Annotated in this window: 20 protein-coding genes; 11 read left to right on the plus strand and 9 right to left on the minus strand. The window is 52.7% G+C overall.

The genetic code is table 11. The features are described 5' to 3' along the window. Nucleotides 1–7: 7 nt before the first annotated feature. Both rpoZ and gmk read right to left on the minus strand, forming a co-directional pair. Nucleotides 8–289, minus strand: a complete 282-nt coding sequence (gene rpoZ, locus L1D47_RS02170) for a DNA-directed RNA polymerase subunit omega (RefSeq protein ID WP_011867293.1) — start codon at nucleotides 287–289, stop codon at nucleotides 8–10. Nucleotides 290–348: 59 nt separating this feature from the next. After that, on the minus strand, nucleotides 349–972 hold the full coding sequence (gene gmk, locus L1D47_RS02175) for a guanylate kinase (RefSeq protein WP_239882371.1): 624 nt from the start codon (nucleotides 970–972) through the stop codon (nucleotides 349–351). 246 nt (nucleotides 973–1,218) lie between these two features. Between gmk and L1D47_RS02180 the strand changes: the two genes are divergently transcribed. From L1D47_RS02180 to L1D47_RS02195, 4 genes are all read left to right on the plus strand, one after another. Next, complete coding sequence (locus L1D47_RS02180) at nucleotides 1,219–2,406, plus strand: hypothetical protein (protein ID WP_239882372.1); 1,188 nt, start codon at nucleotides 1,219–1,221, stop codon at nucleotides 2,404–2,406. A gap of 85 nt (nucleotides 2,407–2,491) precedes the next feature. Next, entirely contained in the window at nucleotides 2,492–3,427 is a 936-nt protein-coding gene (locus L1D47_RS02185; RefSeq protein ID WP_239882373.1) for an NTP transferase domain-containing protein, read from the plus strand. Then, nucleotides 3,420–4,484 (plus strand): aminoglycoside phosphotransferase family protein, encoded by a 1,065-nt coding sequence (locus tag L1D47_RS02190; RefSeq protein ID WP_239882374.1) that lies wholly within the window; start codon nucleotides 3,420–3,422, stop codon nucleotides 4,482–4,484. Before L1D47_RS02185 ends, L1D47_RS02190 begins: the two co-directional genes overlap by 8 nt. A gap of 179 nt (nucleotides 4,485–4,663) precedes the next feature. Continuing rightward, nucleotides 4,664–5,950 (plus strand): acetyl-CoA hydrolase/transferase C-terminal domain-containing protein, encoded by a 1,287-nt coding sequence (locus tag L1D47_RS02195; RefSeq protein WP_239882375.1) that lies wholly within the window; start codon nucleotides 4,664–4,666, stop codon nucleotides 5,948–5,950. A 245-nt stretch (nucleotides 5,951–6,195) separates the two neighbouring features. Here L1D47_RS02195 and L1D47_RS02200 read toward each other — a convergent pair whose 3' ends face one another. Beyond that, nucleotides 6,196–6,807 carry a paraquat-inducible protein A gene (locus L1D47_RS02200; RefSeq protein ID WP_239882376.1) on the minus strand — a complete coding sequence of 204 codons (612 nt, stop codon included), beginning with the start codon at nucleotides 6,805–6,807 and terminating at the stop codon, nucleotides 6,196–6,198. Nucleotides 6,808–7,104: 297 nt separating this feature from the next. Continuing rightward, complete coding sequence (locus L1D47_RS02205; protein WP_239882377.1) at nucleotides 7,105–7,968, minus strand: YicC/YloC family endoribonuclease; 864 nt, start codon at nucleotides 7,966–7,968, stop codon at nucleotides 7,105–7,107. Between the two features lie 181 nt (nucleotides 7,969–8,149). On the opposite strand from L1D47_RS02205, the gene rph reads away from it, so the two are divergent. Both rph and pyrE read left to right on the plus strand, forming a co-directional pair. Then, nucleotides 8,150–8,863, plus strand: coding sequence for a ribonuclease PH (gene rph, locus L1D47_RS02210; RefSeq protein WP_033539356.1), 714 nt, complete (start codon nucleotides 8,150–8,152; stop codon nucleotides 8,861–8,863). A gap of 84 nt (nucleotides 8,864–8,947) precedes the next feature. Further along, nucleotides 8,948–9,589 carry an orotate phosphoribosyltransferase gene (pyrE, locus tag L1D47_RS02215; protein ID WP_239882378.1) on the plus strand — a complete coding sequence of 214 codons (642 nt, stop codon included), beginning with the start codon at nucleotides 8,948–8,950 and terminating at the stop codon, nucleotides 9,587–9,589. Nucleotides 9,590–9,668: 79 nt separating this feature from the next. On the opposite strand, the gene folE is transcribed toward pyrE, so the two are convergent. The 5 genes from folE to coaBC form a co-directional block, all read right to left on the minus strand. After that, nucleotides 9,669–10,313 carry a GTP cyclohydrolase I FolE gene (folE, locus tag L1D47_RS02220; RefSeq protein WP_239882379.1) on the minus strand — a complete coding sequence of 215 codons (645 nt, stop codon included), beginning with the start codon at nucleotides 10,311–10,313 and terminating at the stop codon, nucleotides 9,669–9,671. A 225-nt stretch (nucleotides 10,314–10,538) separates the two neighbouring features. After that, a complete protein-coding gene (locus L1D47_RS02225; RefSeq protein WP_239882380.1) occupies nucleotides 10,539–12,503 on the minus strand; it encodes a S9 family peptidase in 1,965 nt (654 codons plus the stop codon). Between the two features lie 149 nt (nucleotides 12,504–12,652). Further along, nucleotides 12,653–13,246, minus strand: a complete 594-nt coding sequence (gene slmA / locus L1D47_RS02230) for a nucleoid occlusion factor SlmA (protein ID WP_041508952.1) — start codon at nucleotides 13,244–13,246, stop codon at nucleotides 12,653–12,655. A 114-nt stretch (nucleotides 13,247–13,360) separates the two neighbouring features. Then, complete coding sequence (gene dut, locus L1D47_RS02235) at nucleotides 13,361–13,819, minus strand: dUTP diphosphatase (RefSeq protein WP_239853321.1); 459 nt, start codon at nucleotides 13,817–13,819, stop codon at nucleotides 13,361–13,363. Beyond that, on the minus strand, nucleotides 13,816–15,021 hold the full coding sequence (gene coaBC / locus L1D47_RS02240) for a bifunctional phosphopantothenoylcysteine decarboxylase/phosphopantothenate--cysteine ligase CoaBC (RefSeq protein ID WP_239853319.1): 1,206 nt from the start codon (nucleotides 15,019–15,021) through the stop codon (nucleotides 13,816–13,818). The genes dut and coaBC overlap by 4 nt, the downstream gene beginning before the upstream one ends. 126 nt (nucleotides 15,022–15,147) lie before the next feature. On the opposite strand from coaBC, the gene radC reads away from it, so the two are divergent. The 5 genes from radC to L1D47_RS02265 all read left to right on the plus strand — a co-directional run. Continuing rightward, nucleotides 15,148–15,825 carry a DNA repair protein RadC gene (gene radC / locus L1D47_RS02245; protein ID WP_041508954.1) on the plus strand — a complete coding sequence of 226 codons (678 nt, stop codon included), beginning with the start codon at nucleotides 15,148–15,150 and terminating at the stop codon, nucleotides 15,823–15,825. 123 nt (nucleotides 15,826–15,948) lie between these two features. Continuing rightward, on the plus strand, nucleotides 15,949–16,185 hold the full coding sequence (rpmB, locus tag L1D47_RS02250; RefSeq protein WP_011867275.1) for a 50S ribosomal protein L28: 237 nt from the start codon (nucleotides 15,949–15,951) through the stop codon (nucleotides 16,183–16,185). Between the two features lie 6 nt (nucleotides 16,186–16,191). Continuing rightward, nucleotides 16,192–16,365, plus strand: a complete 174-nt coding sequence (rpmG, locus tag L1D47_RS02255) for a 50S ribosomal protein L33 (protein WP_041508955.1) — start codon at nucleotides 16,192–16,194, stop codon at nucleotides 16,363–16,365. Nucleotides 16,366–16,676: 311 nt separating this feature from the next. Beyond that, nucleotides 16,677–17,996 (plus strand): amino-acid N-acetyltransferase, encoded by a 1,320-nt coding sequence (gene argA, locus L1D47_RS02260; protein ID WP_239882381.1) that lies wholly within the window; start codon nucleotides 16,677–16,679, stop codon nucleotides 17,994–17,996. Nucleotides 17,997–18,431: 435 nt separating this feature from the next. Beyond that, nucleotides 18,432–18,604 (plus strand): transposase (locus L1D47_RS02265; RefSeq protein WP_239882384.1); only part of this gene is annotated, 173 nt, incomplete at its 3' end.

Below are 18,604 nucleotides of genomic sequence, written 5' to 3' on the forward strand. Positions count from 1 at the left end.
TCACTCCTTAGATAGTGTTGCGGCCTTCGGCGATGGCGGCAACGGCAGCAATCTCGGCTGCTTCACGTTCGCGGACGGTCTGACGCTCATCGGCGTCCAGTGTGTCGGCGGTAACCAGGCCAAGTTCGATTTCGCGTAGGGCGATAACCGTTGGCTTGTCGTTCTCTTCTTCAACCATAGGGTCTTTGCCCTGCACAGCGATTTGGCGAGCACGACGCGCTGCAACCAGGATCATATCAAAACGGTTGCCGATTTGGTTTACGGCGTCTTCTACAGTTACGCGAGCCATGTATTGAAACTCCAGTGTTTATGGGTGAAAAAATGACGCAAAATTGTACACGATGACAGTTAGTCTGCCAACAGATCATTAAGCATATCATTTTGAGCATGAATTTGACTAGCACGAGTGAGGCGTTGGCTGCGAATAATTGCCTTTAAATCCACCTGTGCCTGTTCGAAATCATCGTTCACTATGATGAAGTCGTATTCGTCGTAGTGGGAGATTTCCGACGTCGCCTGGGCCATGCGTCCGGCAATGACCTCGGCGCTGTCCTGGCCGCGTCCCCTAAGACGACGCTCAAGCTCGGCCTTGGAAGGCGGCAGGATGAATACGCCAATCGCCTCGGGCATCATCTCTTTAACTTGCTGTGCCCCCTGCCAGTCGATGTCGAGAAAGACATCTATGCCCTTTTCCAGCATCACCTCGATGGCCGCCTTAGAGGTACCATAATAGTTACCGAATACCTCGGCCCATTCGAAGAAGGCATTCTCTTCGATCAATGCCTTGAACTCGTCGACCGAGACGAAATGGTAGTGCTCGCCGTCGACTTCGCCGACTCTGGGTTGGCGTGTCGTGTGTGACACAGAGACCTTCATATCGGCGGGTTTATCCTGCAAAATGGCGCCAAGAAGTGAAGACTTGCCGGCGCCACTGGGCGCTGAAATGATAAAGAGGTTTCCGCGAGCGGTCATGTATTTGCTATCCAAAGGCTGTATGGTTTTAGGTAGCCAGACATTATACAGGCTTGAGGTAAATTTAGGCTAGTTAATCTTAGTCCCTCGCCGCGTGGCCGCATGGGTGTTAGCCGCCTAGGTGCATGGAGGGGCGAATCATCACAGCTGGCTTAGGCGAGATAAGAAAATTAACCAAAATTAAGCGTCATCCAGGGCGAGATCCAGTAGACTCTCTGCTGAGATAGCCGTGAAGTGAGATTTTTTATGTTGTTAAATACCTTTTTCTGTCGCCAAGGCACAGATACCAGCCTGCGTTTTCTTGTCATCAGTGGCGCCTCACTCTGCCTCATCTCCCTCTTCTCCTTGTTGCTTGCCGGCCATGGCATACTGCTGTTGTTGGCCTTGCCGCCGATTGCCGCCACGGTACTGAGTGCGACCAGGCGTCTGATACCTTCCCAGCGCTTGCAGGTATTGGCTGTGATCCCCGGTCCCCTGCTGCTGACCGCGAGTCTGGTCTTTGCCGAGCAGGCTTGGCCCAGTTGGGTCGCCGTCATGCTGAGTCTGTTGGCGACAGGTTATATCGTCTCTCGCCCGCAGCCTAAGGCATCCGCTCCCTTCGATAGTCTGGGCTATAGCGGCCCCCTGATGGCGAGTGCGCCTCGCCGCGCCCGGGTTGAGCCGACCCTGGCGGGAGGTTCACCGGCCTATGCTCATGTTGCAGATGTCCATGTTGTAGATGCCTATGGTGCAGATGCTCATGCTGCCGAGCAGAGCCAAGAAGTGGCGCGGGGGGATGAGCCAGCGTTCGAGCGGGCTCCTGAACCGCGAACGTACAACTATACAGATGAAGCCCAGGCAGACTATCTGGCTCAAGACAGGCTGTCTCAGGGGATGCACTCAATCGGGGCGCAGCTGACTAAGCTGTTTGGCTTGAGCTACACCGCCATCAAGCGTCATCCTCGTGGCGCCGTGCTAGGGTTTGGCTGTCTGTCGCTCTTGCTCGGCAGCCTGTTTTGGCTTGGTGGCGATGAGGCCACAGAGCAGGTGGCGAGTGAGGCTGAACCCGAGGCGCCGATAGCCCAGGCGCCTGCTGCAGCGATCAAGCAGGTGGCCATGCCGGATGGCTTTAAGGTACAACTCGAGGGCAGGGTATTGATGCTCAGCTGGCTGGGTGAGCGGGGAGAACCTGGGACGCTGTGGTCACTCGCCAGCGCCGAAGGGGACAGCAGCTGTCAAAACCTGACCTTTAATAATGGCGTGAGCTATCGGCCGATGACGGTTAGCCTGCTGGCCGACACCTCGACCCAGGCGCGCTTCTCTCCACTAGATACGCCCGCCATCATCAATGATATCGCCATGCGCGGCAGCCTGACCCTATGCGGCTACGAGTTTAGCCTCAAGGGGAGTCAGGCGGCGCTGGCCAAAGAGCCGGCCTTCAGGCCCTATCTCTAGTCAAATAATTTGGGGCATTGGCACGCAGATGCCAGGATTTCTTATTTAGCGGTGATTGTGGTCACCACAGATGGTTTACATATAGATGAAGTTAGTCGAGCCTGATTCTCAGGCGCAGGGGGAAGCCCCGCTTACCCTAGTGATCATGGCGGCCGGTCTGGGTAGCCGTTTCGGCGGCGATAAGCAGCTCGCCGAGTTAGGGCCAAAGGGCGAGACCATGTTACAGCTCTCCATCGCCAGCGCCATCAAGGAGGGGTTCTCGGCGGCGGTGATAGTGACCCGCTCCGAACTTATCCCGAGCCTTGAGGCGCGCCTTGCCAATCTACCTGGTGATTTTGCGCTGCAGTTCTGTGTGCAGCAGATGACAGACTTGCCTGAGTCCTGCCGCGAGACCGTACAGGGCGATAAGCTTGCCGAGCTGATAAATGCCCGTAGTAAACCTTGGGGCACGGCCCATGCGCTGTGGAGTGCCCGCAAGCTTGTCTCTGGCCCCATGGCGGTGATCAATGCCGACGATTACTATGGCGATCAGGCCTTTGCACTGCTGGCCCAAGGTTTTCAGCTGCGGCCTGATAAATGGCAGATGGTGGCCTATCCTCTCAAAGAGACATTGTCAGATCATGGCGGCGTGAATCGCGGCATCTGCGTGACTCAGGATAATCTGCTGATTTCTGTCGAAGAATGGCTGAATATTGCCTGGCAAGGTGATAATCTGGTGGGCTCGCATCAGCGAAGGCTGGGCCAACTGGCGCCCGAGGCGATGGCCTCGATGACCTGTTGGGGATTTACCCCGGATATTTTCGATCTCCTGGGGGAGGCATTGGCGGATTTTGTCGCTCAGCCTGGGCTGGCACCGAACAGCGAATGTTACCTTCCCGCCGTGGTACAAGCCGCCTTAAGCATTGAGGCGAATGCTAAACAGGTATTCGTGAGTCAAACCTTGGATACCTGGTTAGGTGTGACCTATCAGCAAGATATTGATTGGGTAAAACAAAAATTAATGGAGTTACTGGGTGATTGATTTTATAAGGCAGCAGGTGCTGCCGCGCTTTGGCGTAACCGCTTCGGCCAAAGTGAGTCCCCTTGGGAACGGTCATATCAATGATACATTTCTAGTGCGTTGGCCAGAGGGTGAATTTGTGCTGCAGCGCCTCAACACGGAAGTCTTTACTCAACCTCACGCCCTGGTGCGTAATGCCCAGAAGGTGGCGCAGCACCTACAATCGAAACATGAGGCCGGCGAGTATCGCCTCAATGTGGTGCAGCCGGTGACTGACTCACAGGGTGAGCTGGCGCTGGATTTGGGCGAGCAGGGTTTCTGGCGTGCCATTACCTATCTGCCCTTCAGCCACAGCATAGAGGTGGTGGAAGATGCGGCCCAGGCCGAGTCGGCGGCCAAGGCCTTTGGCCATTTCTCTCGCGCTTTAAGCGATCTCGATGCCAGCCAACTTGAAGATGTTATCCCGAACTTTCATCACCTGCCCGGACGAATCGCCCAGCTGCAACAGGCCGTCACCAAAGACAGCCTGGGGCGTCTTAAAGCCTGTCAGGCTTGGGTGGACTTTGCTTTGTCCCAGGATGATCTGCTGAGTGAACTTAGCGAAATAGAGACCAAGCTGCCGCTACGTGTCTGTCACAACGACACTAAGATCAATAATATGCTGTTCGATAAGCGCGACATGAGCTGCATGGTGATAATCGATCTCGATACCTGCATGCAGGGACACCTGATGTATGACTTCGGTGACATGGTGCGCACCTTTACCTCGCCAGAGGCCGAAGACTCGACCAACCTGGCTAAGGTCGAGGTACGCGAGACCATTTTTGCCGCCATCAGCCAGGGTTATCTCAGCGAGCTGGGCGAGGTGATGAGTGATATCGAGCGCCAGAGCCTGTGGCTAGGCGCCAGGGTGATCTGCCTGATGATTGGGGTGCGTTTCCTAACCGATCACCTCAATGGCGATGTCTATTTTCATATCCACCATGAAAATCATAATCTCGAGCGCGCCGCCAATCAGTTTTCCCTCTATAAGAGTCTGTTAACCCAAGGGGATAGTCTCAAGGCTTATCTAAAATAACAGATGATAAAAGGGGCGATTTGGCCCCTTTTTTTGTAGTTGAAAATGCATTTATTTCGTATCGAGTCGACTCACTCTTGCTTGAGATCAACTTAAGGTGAACTCATTGATAACTTTGCTATCAAAGCGGTAAGTTAGTTCGTACACTGCACTCAGTTTCCCGACTATAGGTGAGATAGATGCCACCCATTATCTGTAATACTGCGCGAGAAGCCGTTTCCCTGATCGAGAGCGGTGAAACCCTCTGGACCCACTCCATGGGCGCGACCCCGAAGTTGTTGCTTGATGCCTTGGCTGAGCATGCGCTGACCCGGCAAGATCTAACGCTACTACAGCTGCATACCGAGTGTGCCGAGTCCCTTAGCGATCCGCGCCTCAAAGGCCATCTGCGCCATCGCTGTTTCTTCGGTGGCCTGCCGACTCGCCTGCTGTTGCAGCAGGGGGATGCCGACTATGTACCTATCTTCTTGTCCGAGGTGCCTAAGCTGTTCCGCTCGGGCGAGCAGCCCATAGATACCGCCATTGTTCAGGTGTCGCCGCCGGATAAACACGGCATCTGCTCGTTAGGGGTCTCGGTAGAGGCCACGCTGGCGGCCTGTCAGGTGGCGGGTAAGATCATCGCCCATATCAATCCACAAATGCCGCGTACTCACGGTGATGGCTTCATTCATTACGATAAGTTTGCTGCCGTGTTCGAGCAGAGTATGCCGTTGCCGCAACATCCGCTGGCGGCCAGCGACGAGACCAGCCTGGCCATCGGCAGACATGTTGCCGAGCTGGTACGAGATGGCGATTGCCTGCAGATGGGGATTGGTGCCATACCCGATGCCGTGCTCTCCTGCCTCACCGACCATAAAGACCTTGGGGTGCATACCGAGCTGTTTTCCGATGGCGTACTGAATCTGGTTGAACAGGGGGTGATTAACAACAGCCGCAAGAAGGTGCATCCGGGTAAGTTGGTGACCGGATTCGCCCTTGGTAGTCAGCGACTGTATGACTATGTCGACGACAATCCCTCTGTGATCTTTATGGATATCGAGCAGGTCAATGACACCTCGATTATTCGTAAGAATCCTAATGTGATGGCGATTAACTCGGCCCTGCAGGTGGATATCTCGGGGCAGATCTGCGCCGATTCGCTCGGTACCCGCATCTATTCCGGGGTCGGAGGCCAGATGGACTTTATCCGCGGCGCCGGGCTTTCCGAAGGTGGCCGCTCGGTGATCGCCCTGCCCAGTACGGCGGCGGGCGGCAAGGTGTCGCGTATCGTCTCGGTACTCTCACCCGGTGCTGGTGTGGTCACCACCCGTGCCCATGTGCACTACATAGTCACCGAATATGGCGCCGCCAACCTGCGCGGCAAGTCACTTAGAGAGCGCGCCCGGGCGCTTATTGATATCGCTCATCCCGACTTCAGGGAGCAGCTCTGTAAGGAGACCTTCGATATGTGGGGATTAAGGGTCTAGTCTGCACGGCTAACGAGAAAAAAGCCCCGTCTTGCTCGATACAGCAGATGGGGCTTTTTTATCTCGATTGCTATTTCAACAACTATCTTAATTTCTATTTCAACTTAACTACTATCTCAACTTAACTACTATCTCAACTTAACTACTATCTCAACTTAACTTCTGTCTCAACACCTATCACAACTCCAGTCTCAAGTAATCGGTGCCCGTATCGGCGAGGAAAGCGGAAGCTGAGAAGTGCAGCGTTAAGCGGCAGTCAGTTTAGGCCTCGTCATCAGCATATTGGAGGCGATGGCGAACAGGCAGTAACCAGTGAAAAACCAGAAACCGATCTCCAATTGGGCGTGCATCACTATCAGTTCACCCATCTGCCCTTTGGCGTTACCGGCGAGGTAGCTGACGATGATGGCGACCACAAACACATCGGCCATGCTCCATTTGCCTATGACGTCGATAAGCCGTATCAGCGTGGCTGCCGTGTTGCCACGCGCGAAAACCAGCACGGCCTGCGCCAGCAGCTTTAGGGTCGGCACTATCACCGAGAAGGTGGCGATCAAGATGCCGACCAGCAGGTTACCGCTCTGCATCAGGTCTTCTACCGCCCCCAGGATACTGCGGTGCTTGCGATAGATCTCCACCTGGCCCTCAAGTTCGTTAAAGCCGAGGAAGGCCGATACGGATCCCAGCAGGCCGCGCACTTCGCTGTTTTCTGTCATCAGTTCTATGCTGATCTGGGCAAACTTGGACTTTTCGGCCTGACCGTCCAGGCTCAGCATAGGCAGGCTGAGTCCGGGGATCAGCAGGGCTAGGGCGATAAGAATCACCAGTAACTGTGGCCATTTACTCCGTTGTGACATGAGGTCTCCAATCTTGGGATGTTACTTATGGTTTGGCGTTTGGTTGTAGGTCAGTCGGCATGAACGCCGGCTGAATGTCGCCGCCCATCGGGAAGGTATTTTTACCACGGCAGGCGACACCTTTGAAGCCTAGCCAGTGCCAATGACGCTGCATGAAACAGCCATGACGCTCGTTGAGATTATTTATCCAGATGCCAGAAAGCAGCTTAGTTGAGCAGCTAGAGATATATCGGATGTGAGTTTATTCAGATACAAAAAAAGCCTCAGAGTTGAGGCTTATTGCTAAGTGCGAGGTGATTACTCAACGTTCTGGATCTGTTCTCTCATCTGCTCGATAAGTACTTTCAATTCGACTGCGGCTGCGGTGACTTCTGAGCTGATGGACTTAGAGGCCAGGGTGTTGGACTCGCGGTTGAACTCCTGCATCATGAAGTCGAGGCGTCGGCCCTGGGCGCCGCCTTTCTTGAGGATGCGGCGGGTCTCGGCGACGTGGGCGTCGAGTCTGTCCATCTCTTCGGCGACGTCCATCTTCTGGGCCAGCAGTACCATCTCCTGCTCCAGGCGAGCGGGATCCAGTTCGCCCTGAATCTCGGCTAAACGGTTGGTGAGCTTGTCGCGCTGCCATTGCATCACGGTCGGCATGTGTTCACGAACGATGGCGACTTGTTCGATGATGGCATCTAAGCGGGTTTCTAACATGGTCTTGATGGCATCACCTTCACGGCCGCGGGCTTCGATAAACTGATCGATGGCGCTGTCGAATGCGCTTAACAGTTCCTTGCCTATGGCATCCATGTCCTGCTCGCTGCCGGATATTACTCCTGGCCAGCGCAGCACGTCGACTATGTTGATCTCGCCTTGACCGGCTTCCTGCTTGACCCAGTTGGCCGCCTGGATGATCTGGCTGGCCAGCGCCTGGTTGAGTTGCAGTTCACTGTTTTTGTCTTCACCGAGATCGTAGCGCAGATTGACCTCAATCTTACCGCGATTTAAACGTTTGCGTAGACGGTCTCTGAGGACGGGCTCCAGGCTGCGCAGTTGCTCGGGAAGGCGCAGGTAGGTTTCCAGATAACGCTGATTGACCGAGCGGATCTCCCAGGAGGCGCTGCCCCATTGTGCTTTATGCTCGATGCGGGCGTAGGCTGTCATGCTTTGGATCATGGGTAATTCCAATAGTTTAAATCGATTCAGTGACCTTGGATTATAGTCTGATGAGGTGTGGGATTAAAGCAAACTCTCCCCGCTTTACGCTTTGGGTCATGATTAACATGGCATCGAAGCGCGCAAGCCCCTATAATATGCAGCCAAATCTGCTTATCTCTATTTCAAACAGGAAATGCCAATGCGCCCAAGTGACAGAACCCCAGCTCAATCTCGTCCGGTAACCATTACGCGACAGTTCACTGCCCATGCAGAAGGTTCTGTATTAATCGAATTTGGCGAGACCAAGGTATTGTGTACCGCCAGTTTCACCGAAGGGGTGCCGCGTTTCCTTAAGGGCCAGGGCCAGGGTTGGGTAACCGCCGAATATGGCATGCTGCCACGTTCGACTCACAGCCGTATGGATCGTGAGGCTGCTCGTGGTAAGCAGTCTGGTCGTACCCAGGAGATCCAGCGTCTTATCGGTCGTGCCCTGCGCGCCGCGGTAGATATGAAGGCCCTTGGCGAGAACACTATCGTGATCGATTGTGACGTGATCCAAGCCGATGGCGGTACTCGCACCGCGGCGATTACCGGTGCCTGTGTGGCGTTGGTGGATGCGTTGAACTGGGCCCGTGGAAAGGGCTTGATTAAGACCAACCCCCTTAAGTTTTTGATTGCCGCTGTTAGCGTGGGCATCTACAAGGGCGAGCCTATCTGCGATCTTGAGTATATCGAAGACAGCGCCGCCGAAACCGATATGAACGTGGTGATGACAGAAACTGGTAAGATCATCGAGATCCAGGGCACCGCAGAGGGCGAACCCTTTAGCCATGAAGAGCTGCTGAGTCTGCTGGATCTGGCCAAGCATGGCATTCGTGAGATCGTCGATGTGCAGAAGGCGGCATTGAGTTAATTATTATTTTGTTAATTAGGACCCTACGGGGTCCTTTTTTTAAATCGAATTGAGCGTACCCCTACATTTTAAAAAGGAGAGATTGTGAAAGCCTATCAACGTGAGTTTATTGAGTTTGCCCTTGAGCGTCAGGTATTACGTTTCGGCGAATTTACGTTAAAGTCAGGCCGCACTAGCCCTTACTTCTTTAATGCCGGCCTGTTTAATACCGGGCGCGATTTGGCGCGTCTGGGTCGCTTCTATGCGGCGGCGCTGGTGGATTCGGGTATCGAATATGACCTGCTGTTTGGCCCCGCCTACAAGGGTATCCCTATTGCGACGACCACAGCCGTGGCGCTGTGCGACCACCATGATATCGATATGCCTTACTGCTTTAACCGTAAGGAGAAGAAGGACCATGGAGAGGGTGGTAGCCTGGTGGGCAGCGAGCTTAAAGGCCGCGTGATGCTGGTGGACGATGTGATCACCGCTGGCACGGCGATTCGCGAATCGATGGAGATCATCGAGGCCCATAATGCCCAGTTAGCGGGCGTGTTGATCGCGCTAGACAGGCAAGAGAAGGGCAAGGGAGAGCTGTCGGCGATTCAGGAAGTCGAGCGTGATTTTGGCTGCAATATAGTTTCTATCATTAAGCTGGAAGATCTGATCAACTACCTGTCGGAAAAACCGGGCATGGAAGCGCAGTTGGCAACAGTGAGCGCCTATCGCGACCAATACGGTATCTAATTGGTATCAATTGTCGCAATAAAAAACGCTGCCGAGGCAGCGTTTTTTATTGCGACAAGTAAGTTACAAGCAATAGATATTAATTGCTGAGAAACTCGGCGCGGGTGGCGGGGTTAGACTTGAAGATGCCGCCCAGTGCCGTGGTGGTCGTGGTGCTGGTGGAGTCCATTACGCCGCGAGACTTAACACAGTAGTGCACCGCATCCATCTTCACCGCCACATCTTTGGTCTCGAGCAGGGTCTGCAGTGCCACCAGAACCTGTTGGGTTAGTCGCTCCTGCACCTGGGGGCGCTGGGCCAAGAAACGTACGATACGGTTGATCTTAGACAGGCCTATGATGTTTTTACGCGGCAGGTAGGCCACGGTAGCCACGCCATCTATGGTCACCAGGTGGTGCTCACAGGTGCTGGTAAGGCTGATGTCGTTGACCTTGACCATCTCATCGAAGCCCATCTTGTTTTCGATGACGGTGATCTTAGGGAAGTTTTCATAGTCCAGGCCCGAGAAGATCTCATCGACATACATCTTCGCGATGCGCTTAGGTGTCTCTACCAGGCTATCGTCGCGCAGATCCAGTGACATCAAGGTTAAGATCTCGCGCATATGGTGCTCAATCTTCTCTTTGCGCGCCTCGCTGCTCAGTCCGCATGGAACCATGGGCGTCTCGAGACCACGCTCTAATAATGCGGTTTGCACCTGCTGTGCTGCTTCACTCAATGCCATCGTGTCCTCCACCATCAGATAGTGGCCTATTCAGTCAGGTTAATTTACTAATGTTTTTAACAAATTAACCTTTAAGATATTCATTATAGCCTGTCCGGCGCCACTAAACATAGGGCGGCGGGTCAGGGAGGATACCCTGAATTGCGGGTAATTTATACCCAGAATTACTAGGGGATTAAGAAAAAAGCCGATTGAGGCAATCGGCTTTTTGGGTTTTTTAGGGGGTTACAGCTTCAGATTGTCTTTGAGGAAGCCCATCATCTGACGATAGTATTTCGCCCTATGCTCATCGTTGTAGAAGCCATGGCCTTCATCGTCCATGACCAGTTTCTGATAAGGGTAGTTGTGTTTCTTGAGCCCTTCTTCCAGCGCTTCGAGCTGTTCGATTGGCGCTCGCTCATCTTCACCGCCATGCACCAGCAGCAAGTTTACTTTGAGTTTGTCGACGTTCTTGCTAGGCGACATCTGTGTCAGCATGGCGTCGTTCTCGCCCAGTACCTGTTTCAGATAACGTTCACCCGCGCGGCGCCCTTGTACATCCCCTTCGTTGAACATCAACTCGAGATCATAGACACCGGCGAAGCCGATGGCACACTTAAAGAGATCCGGTGCCAGAATAGGACTTTGTAGCGCAGAGTATCCACCAAAGCTGCCGCCGACAATACAGATTCGCTCTTTGTCCACTATGCCTTGTTCGATGACGTATTTGGTGGCATCGATAATATCGTACTGGATCTCTGTGCCCCATTTCTGGTGGCCAGCATGCTCAAATGCTGAGCCATAGCCGCCCGAACCTCGAAAGTTGACCTGCAGCACGGCCGCACCTTGACTGGCTATTAGCTGGTTTTGGTCGTCAAAGCCCCACCAATCTCTTGGACCATGTGGACCGCCGTGAGGGTTGACGACCAGCGGAAGATTCTTGGCCTCTTTCCCGTAGGGCAATGTCAGGTAACCGTTGATCACTTTACCGTCTCTGGCTGTGAAACTGATTGGCTTCATCTCGGCCATCTTATCGGGATCTAGCCACTTCTTCTGTGATGCTAAATATTCGAGTTTTTTGCTCTTAGTATCGAAAATATAATAATCGCCAGGATTTCTGTCGTTGAAGGCCTTGATGACAAGTTTTCCCGTGTCATTGGTCTGGCTGACGAGATGAACTTGATGTCCTGGGAGTGCTGCAATCAATTGTTTAAGGGTCGCGGCTAGTTTTTCGCTTTTATCTACAAACTCATAGGTCGGGTAGCCATTTTCATATTCTACGGCGTAGAGCTGCTTGTTGACGCGGTTGATCCAAACATTGCTAGGATCGACCACCTTGTCCTGGCTAATAAGCTGCTTAGTACCACTATTGATATCGACTAAATAGATCCCCTTAGGTTGGCCGTTTTCACTGCCGAGCACATAGACGCTATTGTCGTCGTTTCCAAAGGCGATAGGGCTAATGTCATTTAGGTTTAAATTCAGCTTTTCTGTGTCGACCCACTCTCCGTCTTTTCGATAGTACAGATGAGAGTTGATATAGTCTCGGGTGCCGCTAACAAAGCGGATATCACCGTCATGATCTGGTAGAAAGTTGGCATAGGAAATCGGTGCCGTAGCTACTTTTCTGCGAGCTCCCGAGTAGACATCGATACGATAGACTTGCTGTAGGTTTTCCGCAGTATTGCTTCCACCAGAGCCCCAAGGCAGTGCCTTTACCAGCATATGTTGGTTATCTTCAGGCATAGGATCGAGAATATAGGCCGTGGCTTGTATCGGTGTATTCTTCTTGATGCGTGAGCCAGTTTGGCGGCCACCACCTTTGTAACCTATCAGGTAAACGGGTCTTGAGCCATCGGCGTTGACTGCCATGAGCTCACCATAGTAGACGGGGTGATCGCTCCAGCCTTTTAGATATTCCTTCGCGAGAACGATGCGATCTTTGTTAACCCATTCATAGGAACCGACTTGTGCATTATCTGGAAAGCGAACTATGTGAATAGCCTTTTTAGTTTTAGCATTGAGAATCATCAACATGTGTTTGCCATCATGGGATGTGATGGCGCTGAGGTAATCCCCATTAGGTGAAATTTTTACATTAGAAAATTCGGCAGAGCGACTAAAGAGCTCTGCGGGATCTTTAGTTGCAGCCGCGACTTGGCTGCTAATTAGCCAAAGACAGGCTAAACTAAACGACTGTATTAGTTTCATATAACATCCTTGTACGTACAATTGTTATAGGTTTTTTGTTAGTTTGTTTCACAAGGGAGGGTAAAACAATGGACTGGGTAGTGCAATACTTTTGGCTTAAAAAGCATCGCGACCCGTTATCTACAGGCCGCTGTTTTTATTGATATTAGTTAACTCTGAAGTAGTTGTTGCTGAATAAACTGCCACTGCTCTGCGAAGTGTTCTGTGGGCTTGTTTTTGAAGTCGCTGCGAACGAACTGGGCGATGCGGCCTTCGGCTACCGCCAGTAACAGGTTGGCTAGGATGGCCTCGTCTAAGTCAAAGCCTTTGCCTTCTCTGAGGGTCTTTTCTCTTAGGATCTGTTTCAGGTGAGTCTCCACCTTGGAGAAGATTTGCCCGGTACGGTTACGCAGTCGCTCATTTTCCCCTAGTAGTGCATCGCCGTTGAGCACGCGGGAGATCCCTGGGTTGCGTTCGGCAAACACCAGCAGGAGTTGCAGCAGCAATTGGCAGCGTCTCATGGTGTCTTTCTCTTCATCCATGATGAGGTTGATGCGCGACAGCAGTGATTCCTCGATAAAGTCGATAAGCCCCTCGAACATTCTCGCCTTGCTGGGGAAGTGGCGATACAGCGCCGCCTCAGACACGCCTACCTCGGCGGCAAGTTTTGCCGTAGTGATTCGCTGGCCTGGGCTGGTTTCCAGCATGGTGGCCAGACATTGAAGAATATGTTCGCGTCGGTTGATTTTAGGGCTTGCAGCCATCTAAGTGTCCTTTACTTAATTACTACAGGAGCCATGGGCTGGTGTTGCCCATGGCTCTCTAATTGTTCTGTGTGGCGTGTCGAGGTTGTGAGTGCCGGGTGCTCGCGTATCTGGCTATCGAGTACCTGAGTGGCCGAAGCCGCCATCGCCTCGATCTGAGGTGTCGAACTCATCGACCAGCTTAAATTCGGCCTGTACTACGGGCACAAACACTAGCTGGGCCAGGCGATCTCCTATCTCCAGGGTGAAGGGCTCGCTGCTGCGGTTCCAGCAAGAGACCATCAGGGGGCCCTGATAGTCGGAGTCGATCAGGCCAACCAGATTACCTAGCACTATGCCATGTTTGTGGCCAAGGCCTGAGCGTGGCAGGATGACGGCGGCCAGGCTGGGGTCGGCGACATGCACAGCGATCCCTGTCGGGATCAGCTGGGTTTCGCCCGGCTGAATCACCATAGTGGTCTCTATCATGGCGCGTAGATCCATGCCGGCGCTGCCAGGAGTGGCGTAGGCGGGCAGGGGGAACTGTGAGCCGATGCGCGAATCGAGGATCTTGAGTTCTATGGGCGTCTTCATGCTGTCTTCATCTGCTGTGCGATCAGGGTGAGTAATTGCTTCGCTAAGGTATATTTATCGGTCGCTGGGAGTTCATACTGGCCATTCGACCAGAATACCTTGAGGGCGTTGGCGTCGCTGTTAAAGCCCAATGCAGGATCCGATACATCGTTGGCGGCAATCATATCCAGTTTCTTGCGGGTCAACTTATCCTTGGCGTAGCGCTCTACATCTTGGGTTTCGGCGGCAAAGCCCACGGTAAAGGGGCGTGTATCACAGGCCGCGACCGTGGCTAAGATATCAGGATTGCGTATGAGCGCAAGTGACATCTCTGTGGCAGATTTCTTGATTTTCTCGTCGGCAATATCCATGGTGCGATAGTCGCAAACTGCGGCGCAGCCGATAAAGATATCGCTGTGATGCACCTGTTGCATCACGGCGTCGAGCATCTCTTGGGTCGAGCTGACATTGAGGCGATTAACATTCATCGGCGTCTCGAGATTGACCGGGCCAGAGACCAGGGTCACCTTGGCGCCCATCTCGGCGGCGGCTCTAGCCAAGGCAAAGCCCATCTTGCCTGAGCTGTGGTTAGAGATGTAACGCACGGGATCGATCGCCTCGCGGGTGGGACCCGCCGTGAGCAGTAGTGACACACCCTGAAGTAGCTTGGGGGCAAAGAAGTGTTCGACGCGCTCGGCGATCACCAAGGGCTCCTCCATGCGACCCGGGCCAATCTCGCCGCAGGCCTGACTGCCCGATGCCGGTCCCCAGATGGTGAGGCCACGTTTTCTGAGGTTATCCAGGTTGTCCTGCGTCGCGGCGTTGCGATACATCTGTTGGTTCATCGCCGGGCATAGCACCACGGGGGCCTCTGTCGCCAGGCAGGTGGTGGTGATCAGCTCATCGGCCATGCCTGCATTGATGCGGGCGATCAGATTAGCGGTCGCCGGGGCAATCAAGACCAAGTCTGCCCAGCGGGCGAGCTCGATGTGGCCCATCGCCGCCTCGGCAGCCGGATCCAACAGGTCGGTGGCAACCGGATGGCCCGACAAGGCTTGCAGGGTCATTGGGGTGATAAAGGCCTGAGCGCCCTGACTCATGACGACGCGAACATCGGCGCCACGCTCTTTCAGGCGGCGGACCAAATCGGCAGACTTATAGGCGGCAATGCCTCCGCCAATTCCCAGCAGTATCTTTTTATTGGTTAGACTCATGGTGATCATTAATAGTATTTCATTTTGCCCGCTAACCATATCACACTCGACTCTGGATTGAGGATACAAGTTTTTAAAAACTAGACCATACTCTAAAGCCTGAGTAGGAACTGAGTGCCGTGATAAGGAGTGTTTATGGCGATTAAAGATTGGCCCCAGGGGGAGGGACCGCGCGAAAAACTCTTGCGTAGTGGCGTCGACCAGCTCTCTGACGCAGAACTACTGGCCGTGTTGCTGAGAAACGGGCTCAAGGGGCAAAGTGCCGTGTCACTGGCCCGAGTGATGTTAAGTCATTTTGGTGGCCTCAGACCGCTCTTTAGCGCCTCCTTGAGCGAACTGTGTGATATTCAGGGAATTGGCCCGGTGAAGTATGCCCAATTGCAGGCGGCCATCGAGTTAAGCAAGCGAATCGCGAAAGAAAATCTACAAAGAGGAAAGATTTTGTCAGATCCTGATTTAACTCGGGACTATTTAATGAGACAATTAGCGGATCGTGCCTACGAAGTGTTTGCCATCTTATTGCTCGATAGTCAGCATAGGGTGATTCAGTTCGTCGAATTGTTCCGTGGCACCATAGATTCAGCCTCGGTTTATCCACGAGAAGTGGTAAGCCTAGTGCTTGAGAAAAAAGCCGCAGCTGTCATTGTGTGTCACAACCATCCTTCCGGGGTGGCCGAGCCCAGTCATGCTGATAGGCGAATTACTGAGCGATTGAAATACGCGTTGGCGACTATAGATGTTTCGCTGCTAGACCATATGGTTGTAGGCGATCGTGAGATAGTTTCGTTTGCAGAGAGGGGATGGATAGATTGAATATCCCTTGATCTTTGATTTTAGATCCTGTATAAAATGCGCCCTCTTTGTGTGCCTCGGGCGACGGCCATATTCGAGGTACATTAATGCTCGAGCGTTAAATTGTTTTTGGAGAAGATTGACATGTCAAGAGTATGCCAAGTTACTGGCAAGAAGCCGATGGTTGGTAACAACCGTTCGCACGCTAAGAACGCGACTCGTCGTCGTTTTTTACCTAACCTACAGAACCACCGTTTCTGGTTAGAAGACGAAAAGCGTTTCGTACAGCTACGTGTATCTACTAAAGGTATGCGTATTATCGATAAGAAAGGTATCGAAGTTGTTGTTGCAGAACTTCGTGCCCGCGGCGAGAAGGTGTAATAAACCATGGCTAAAGCTAAAGGTAACCGTGAGAAGATCAAGCTAGTTTCTAGCGCTAAAACAGGTCACTTCTACACGACTGAGAAAAACAAGCGTAACATGCCTGAAAAGATGGAGATCAAGAAGTTTGATCCTGTTATCCGTCAGCACGTTATCTACAAGGAATCAAAAATCAAGTAATGCTTGGTTGATGTTTCTGAAAAAGCCCCTCATTGCAGGGGCTTTTTTTTGCCTCTCGTTTAGCGGCGCGTCAGCCTGCTTACTGTTTTTTTGATTAGCCAGCTAATCACTTCCTCTCCCCATCCAGCTGAATACCTAAGCCACTGATCTTAAGCTGTTCTGCTATGCTTAATCAGACTGCTTTGCCATGATGAAAAAATATCGCATAAGATGACAATAAATGCTTTTAATATGAATTTAAATTCAATAAAATTGTTTTGTTATTCGTCTTATAGCGATATTTTTACATATTTATTATTGAGGTTACGCGCGTGCGCACTACTGAGTTAGTCGAGGGGTTTCGTCATTCTGCTTCCTATGTGAATGCACACAGGGGGAAGACATTTGTGGTCATGTTGGGCGGTGAGGCGCTGGCGCAGAGTCAGTTTCGCTCCATCATCAACGATATCGCCCTGCTTCACAGTCTGGGGATCAAGATAGTCCTGGTGCATGGTGCCAGGCCACAGATCGATGAGGCGCTGGCGGCGCATAATCTCTCACCCGAGTATTACAACGGGGTGCGCATCAGCGACGAAGAATCCTTCAAGGTGATCAAACAGGTGGTTGGCGGTCTGCAGCTGGATATTACCGCGCGTCTGTCGATGAGCCTGAGCAATACCCCAATGCAAGGGGCGCAGATCAACGTGGTGAGCGGTAACTTCGTGATAGCCCAACCCTTAGGGGTCGACAACGGCGTCGATTACTGCCTGAGCGGCAAGGTAAGACGCATCGACGTGGCGGGCCTCAGACGTCAGCTGGATAATCACGGCATAGTGCTCTTAGGCCCGGTGGCGGCATCGGTGACGGGGGAGTGCTTTAACCTCACCGCCGAAGAGGTTGCGACTCAGATTGCGGTGAAGCTTAAGGCCGATAAGATGATAGGTTTCAGCGCCAAGGAGGGGATTCTCGACGGCAATGGCGAGGTGATTGCCGAGCTGATGCCGACCGATGCCCAGCGGATCCTCTCAGAGCTGACCGAGGAAGATAACTGGTGTGTAGGTACGCGGGCCTTCTTACAGGCCAGCATAGACGCCTGCCGTAATGGGGTGGCGCGCTGCCACTTTGTCAGTTATCTCGATGACGGTGCCCTGCTACAAGAGCTATTCTCCCGCGATGGTATCGGCACTCAGATAGTGACCGAGAGCGCCGAGCGGCTGCGTCGGGCCACCATTGCCGATATCGGTGGTGTGTTGGATCTTATTCGCCCACTGGAGCAGGCCGGGGTCTTGGTGCGTCGCTCCCGTGAGCAACTCGAGATGGAGATCGAACAGTTTATGCTGATCGAGCGTGACGGCCTGGTGATCGGCTGCGCGGCACTGTATCCCTTCGAGGAAGACAATGCCGGAGAGTTTGCCTGCCTGGTGGTGCATCCCGATTATCGCGATGCCGATCGTGGCAGCATCTTGCTGAAGAACATCATAGGCCAGGCCAAGGTACGTGGTTATGCCCGCCTGTTTGCCCTGACGACCCGCAGCATTCACTGGTTCCTCGAGCATGGTTTTCAGATAGTCGAGGTCGATGCCCTGCCTGACAAGAAGAAGCAGCTGTATAACTATCAGCGTAAATCTAAGATTCTCGCCTTAGATCTTTAAATCCGCCAGATAGAGAGTGCTGGTAAAAGGCCACCTTCGCGGTGGTCTTTTTTATGCGCCAGCGACAGAGCAAGAGAAACCGAGCATTAGGCTAGGGTCTGTTGACCTTGCCTGTTTATTTTTTGCAGCATTTTGTAGGGAATTTATACAAGGCAGAGCCTGTGTAGTGTAGTTAATCTACATGAACGGGAGATAACGCCGTAGAAATGGCCTACAAAAGCTGCCCAAAGGGTTCATTTAAACGCGCCTTGCCCTGTGTTGCGTGCAATTTACATAGAATAACTATGCGACACAGCACGCGCCTTGAGCAAAACGCGTTTAGATTGAACAAAAATTAAACCTGAAAGATAAACAGACCCTATGTAGTGGCATAGTGAATTTGGCCACCTGAATAGACGAAGTGATAGACTCACTTCCAGAGAAAAGGTGGTAGAAATGAAGAACACAAGACCGACATTCAGTGCAGAGTTCAAATTAGAAGCTGCGCAGCTGGTAACGAAACAGGGATACAGCATAACTGAGGCTGCAAGCGCGATGGGCGTCAGTAATTCAGCCATGCGTAAATGGGTAAACCAGCTTCGACAGGAGCAGCAAGGCGTATCCCCCAA

The organism is Shewanella sp. Isolate7, assembly GCF_022398425.1.
GTDB lineage: Bacteria > Pseudomonadota > Gammaproteobacteria > Enterobacterales > Shewanellaceae > Shewanella.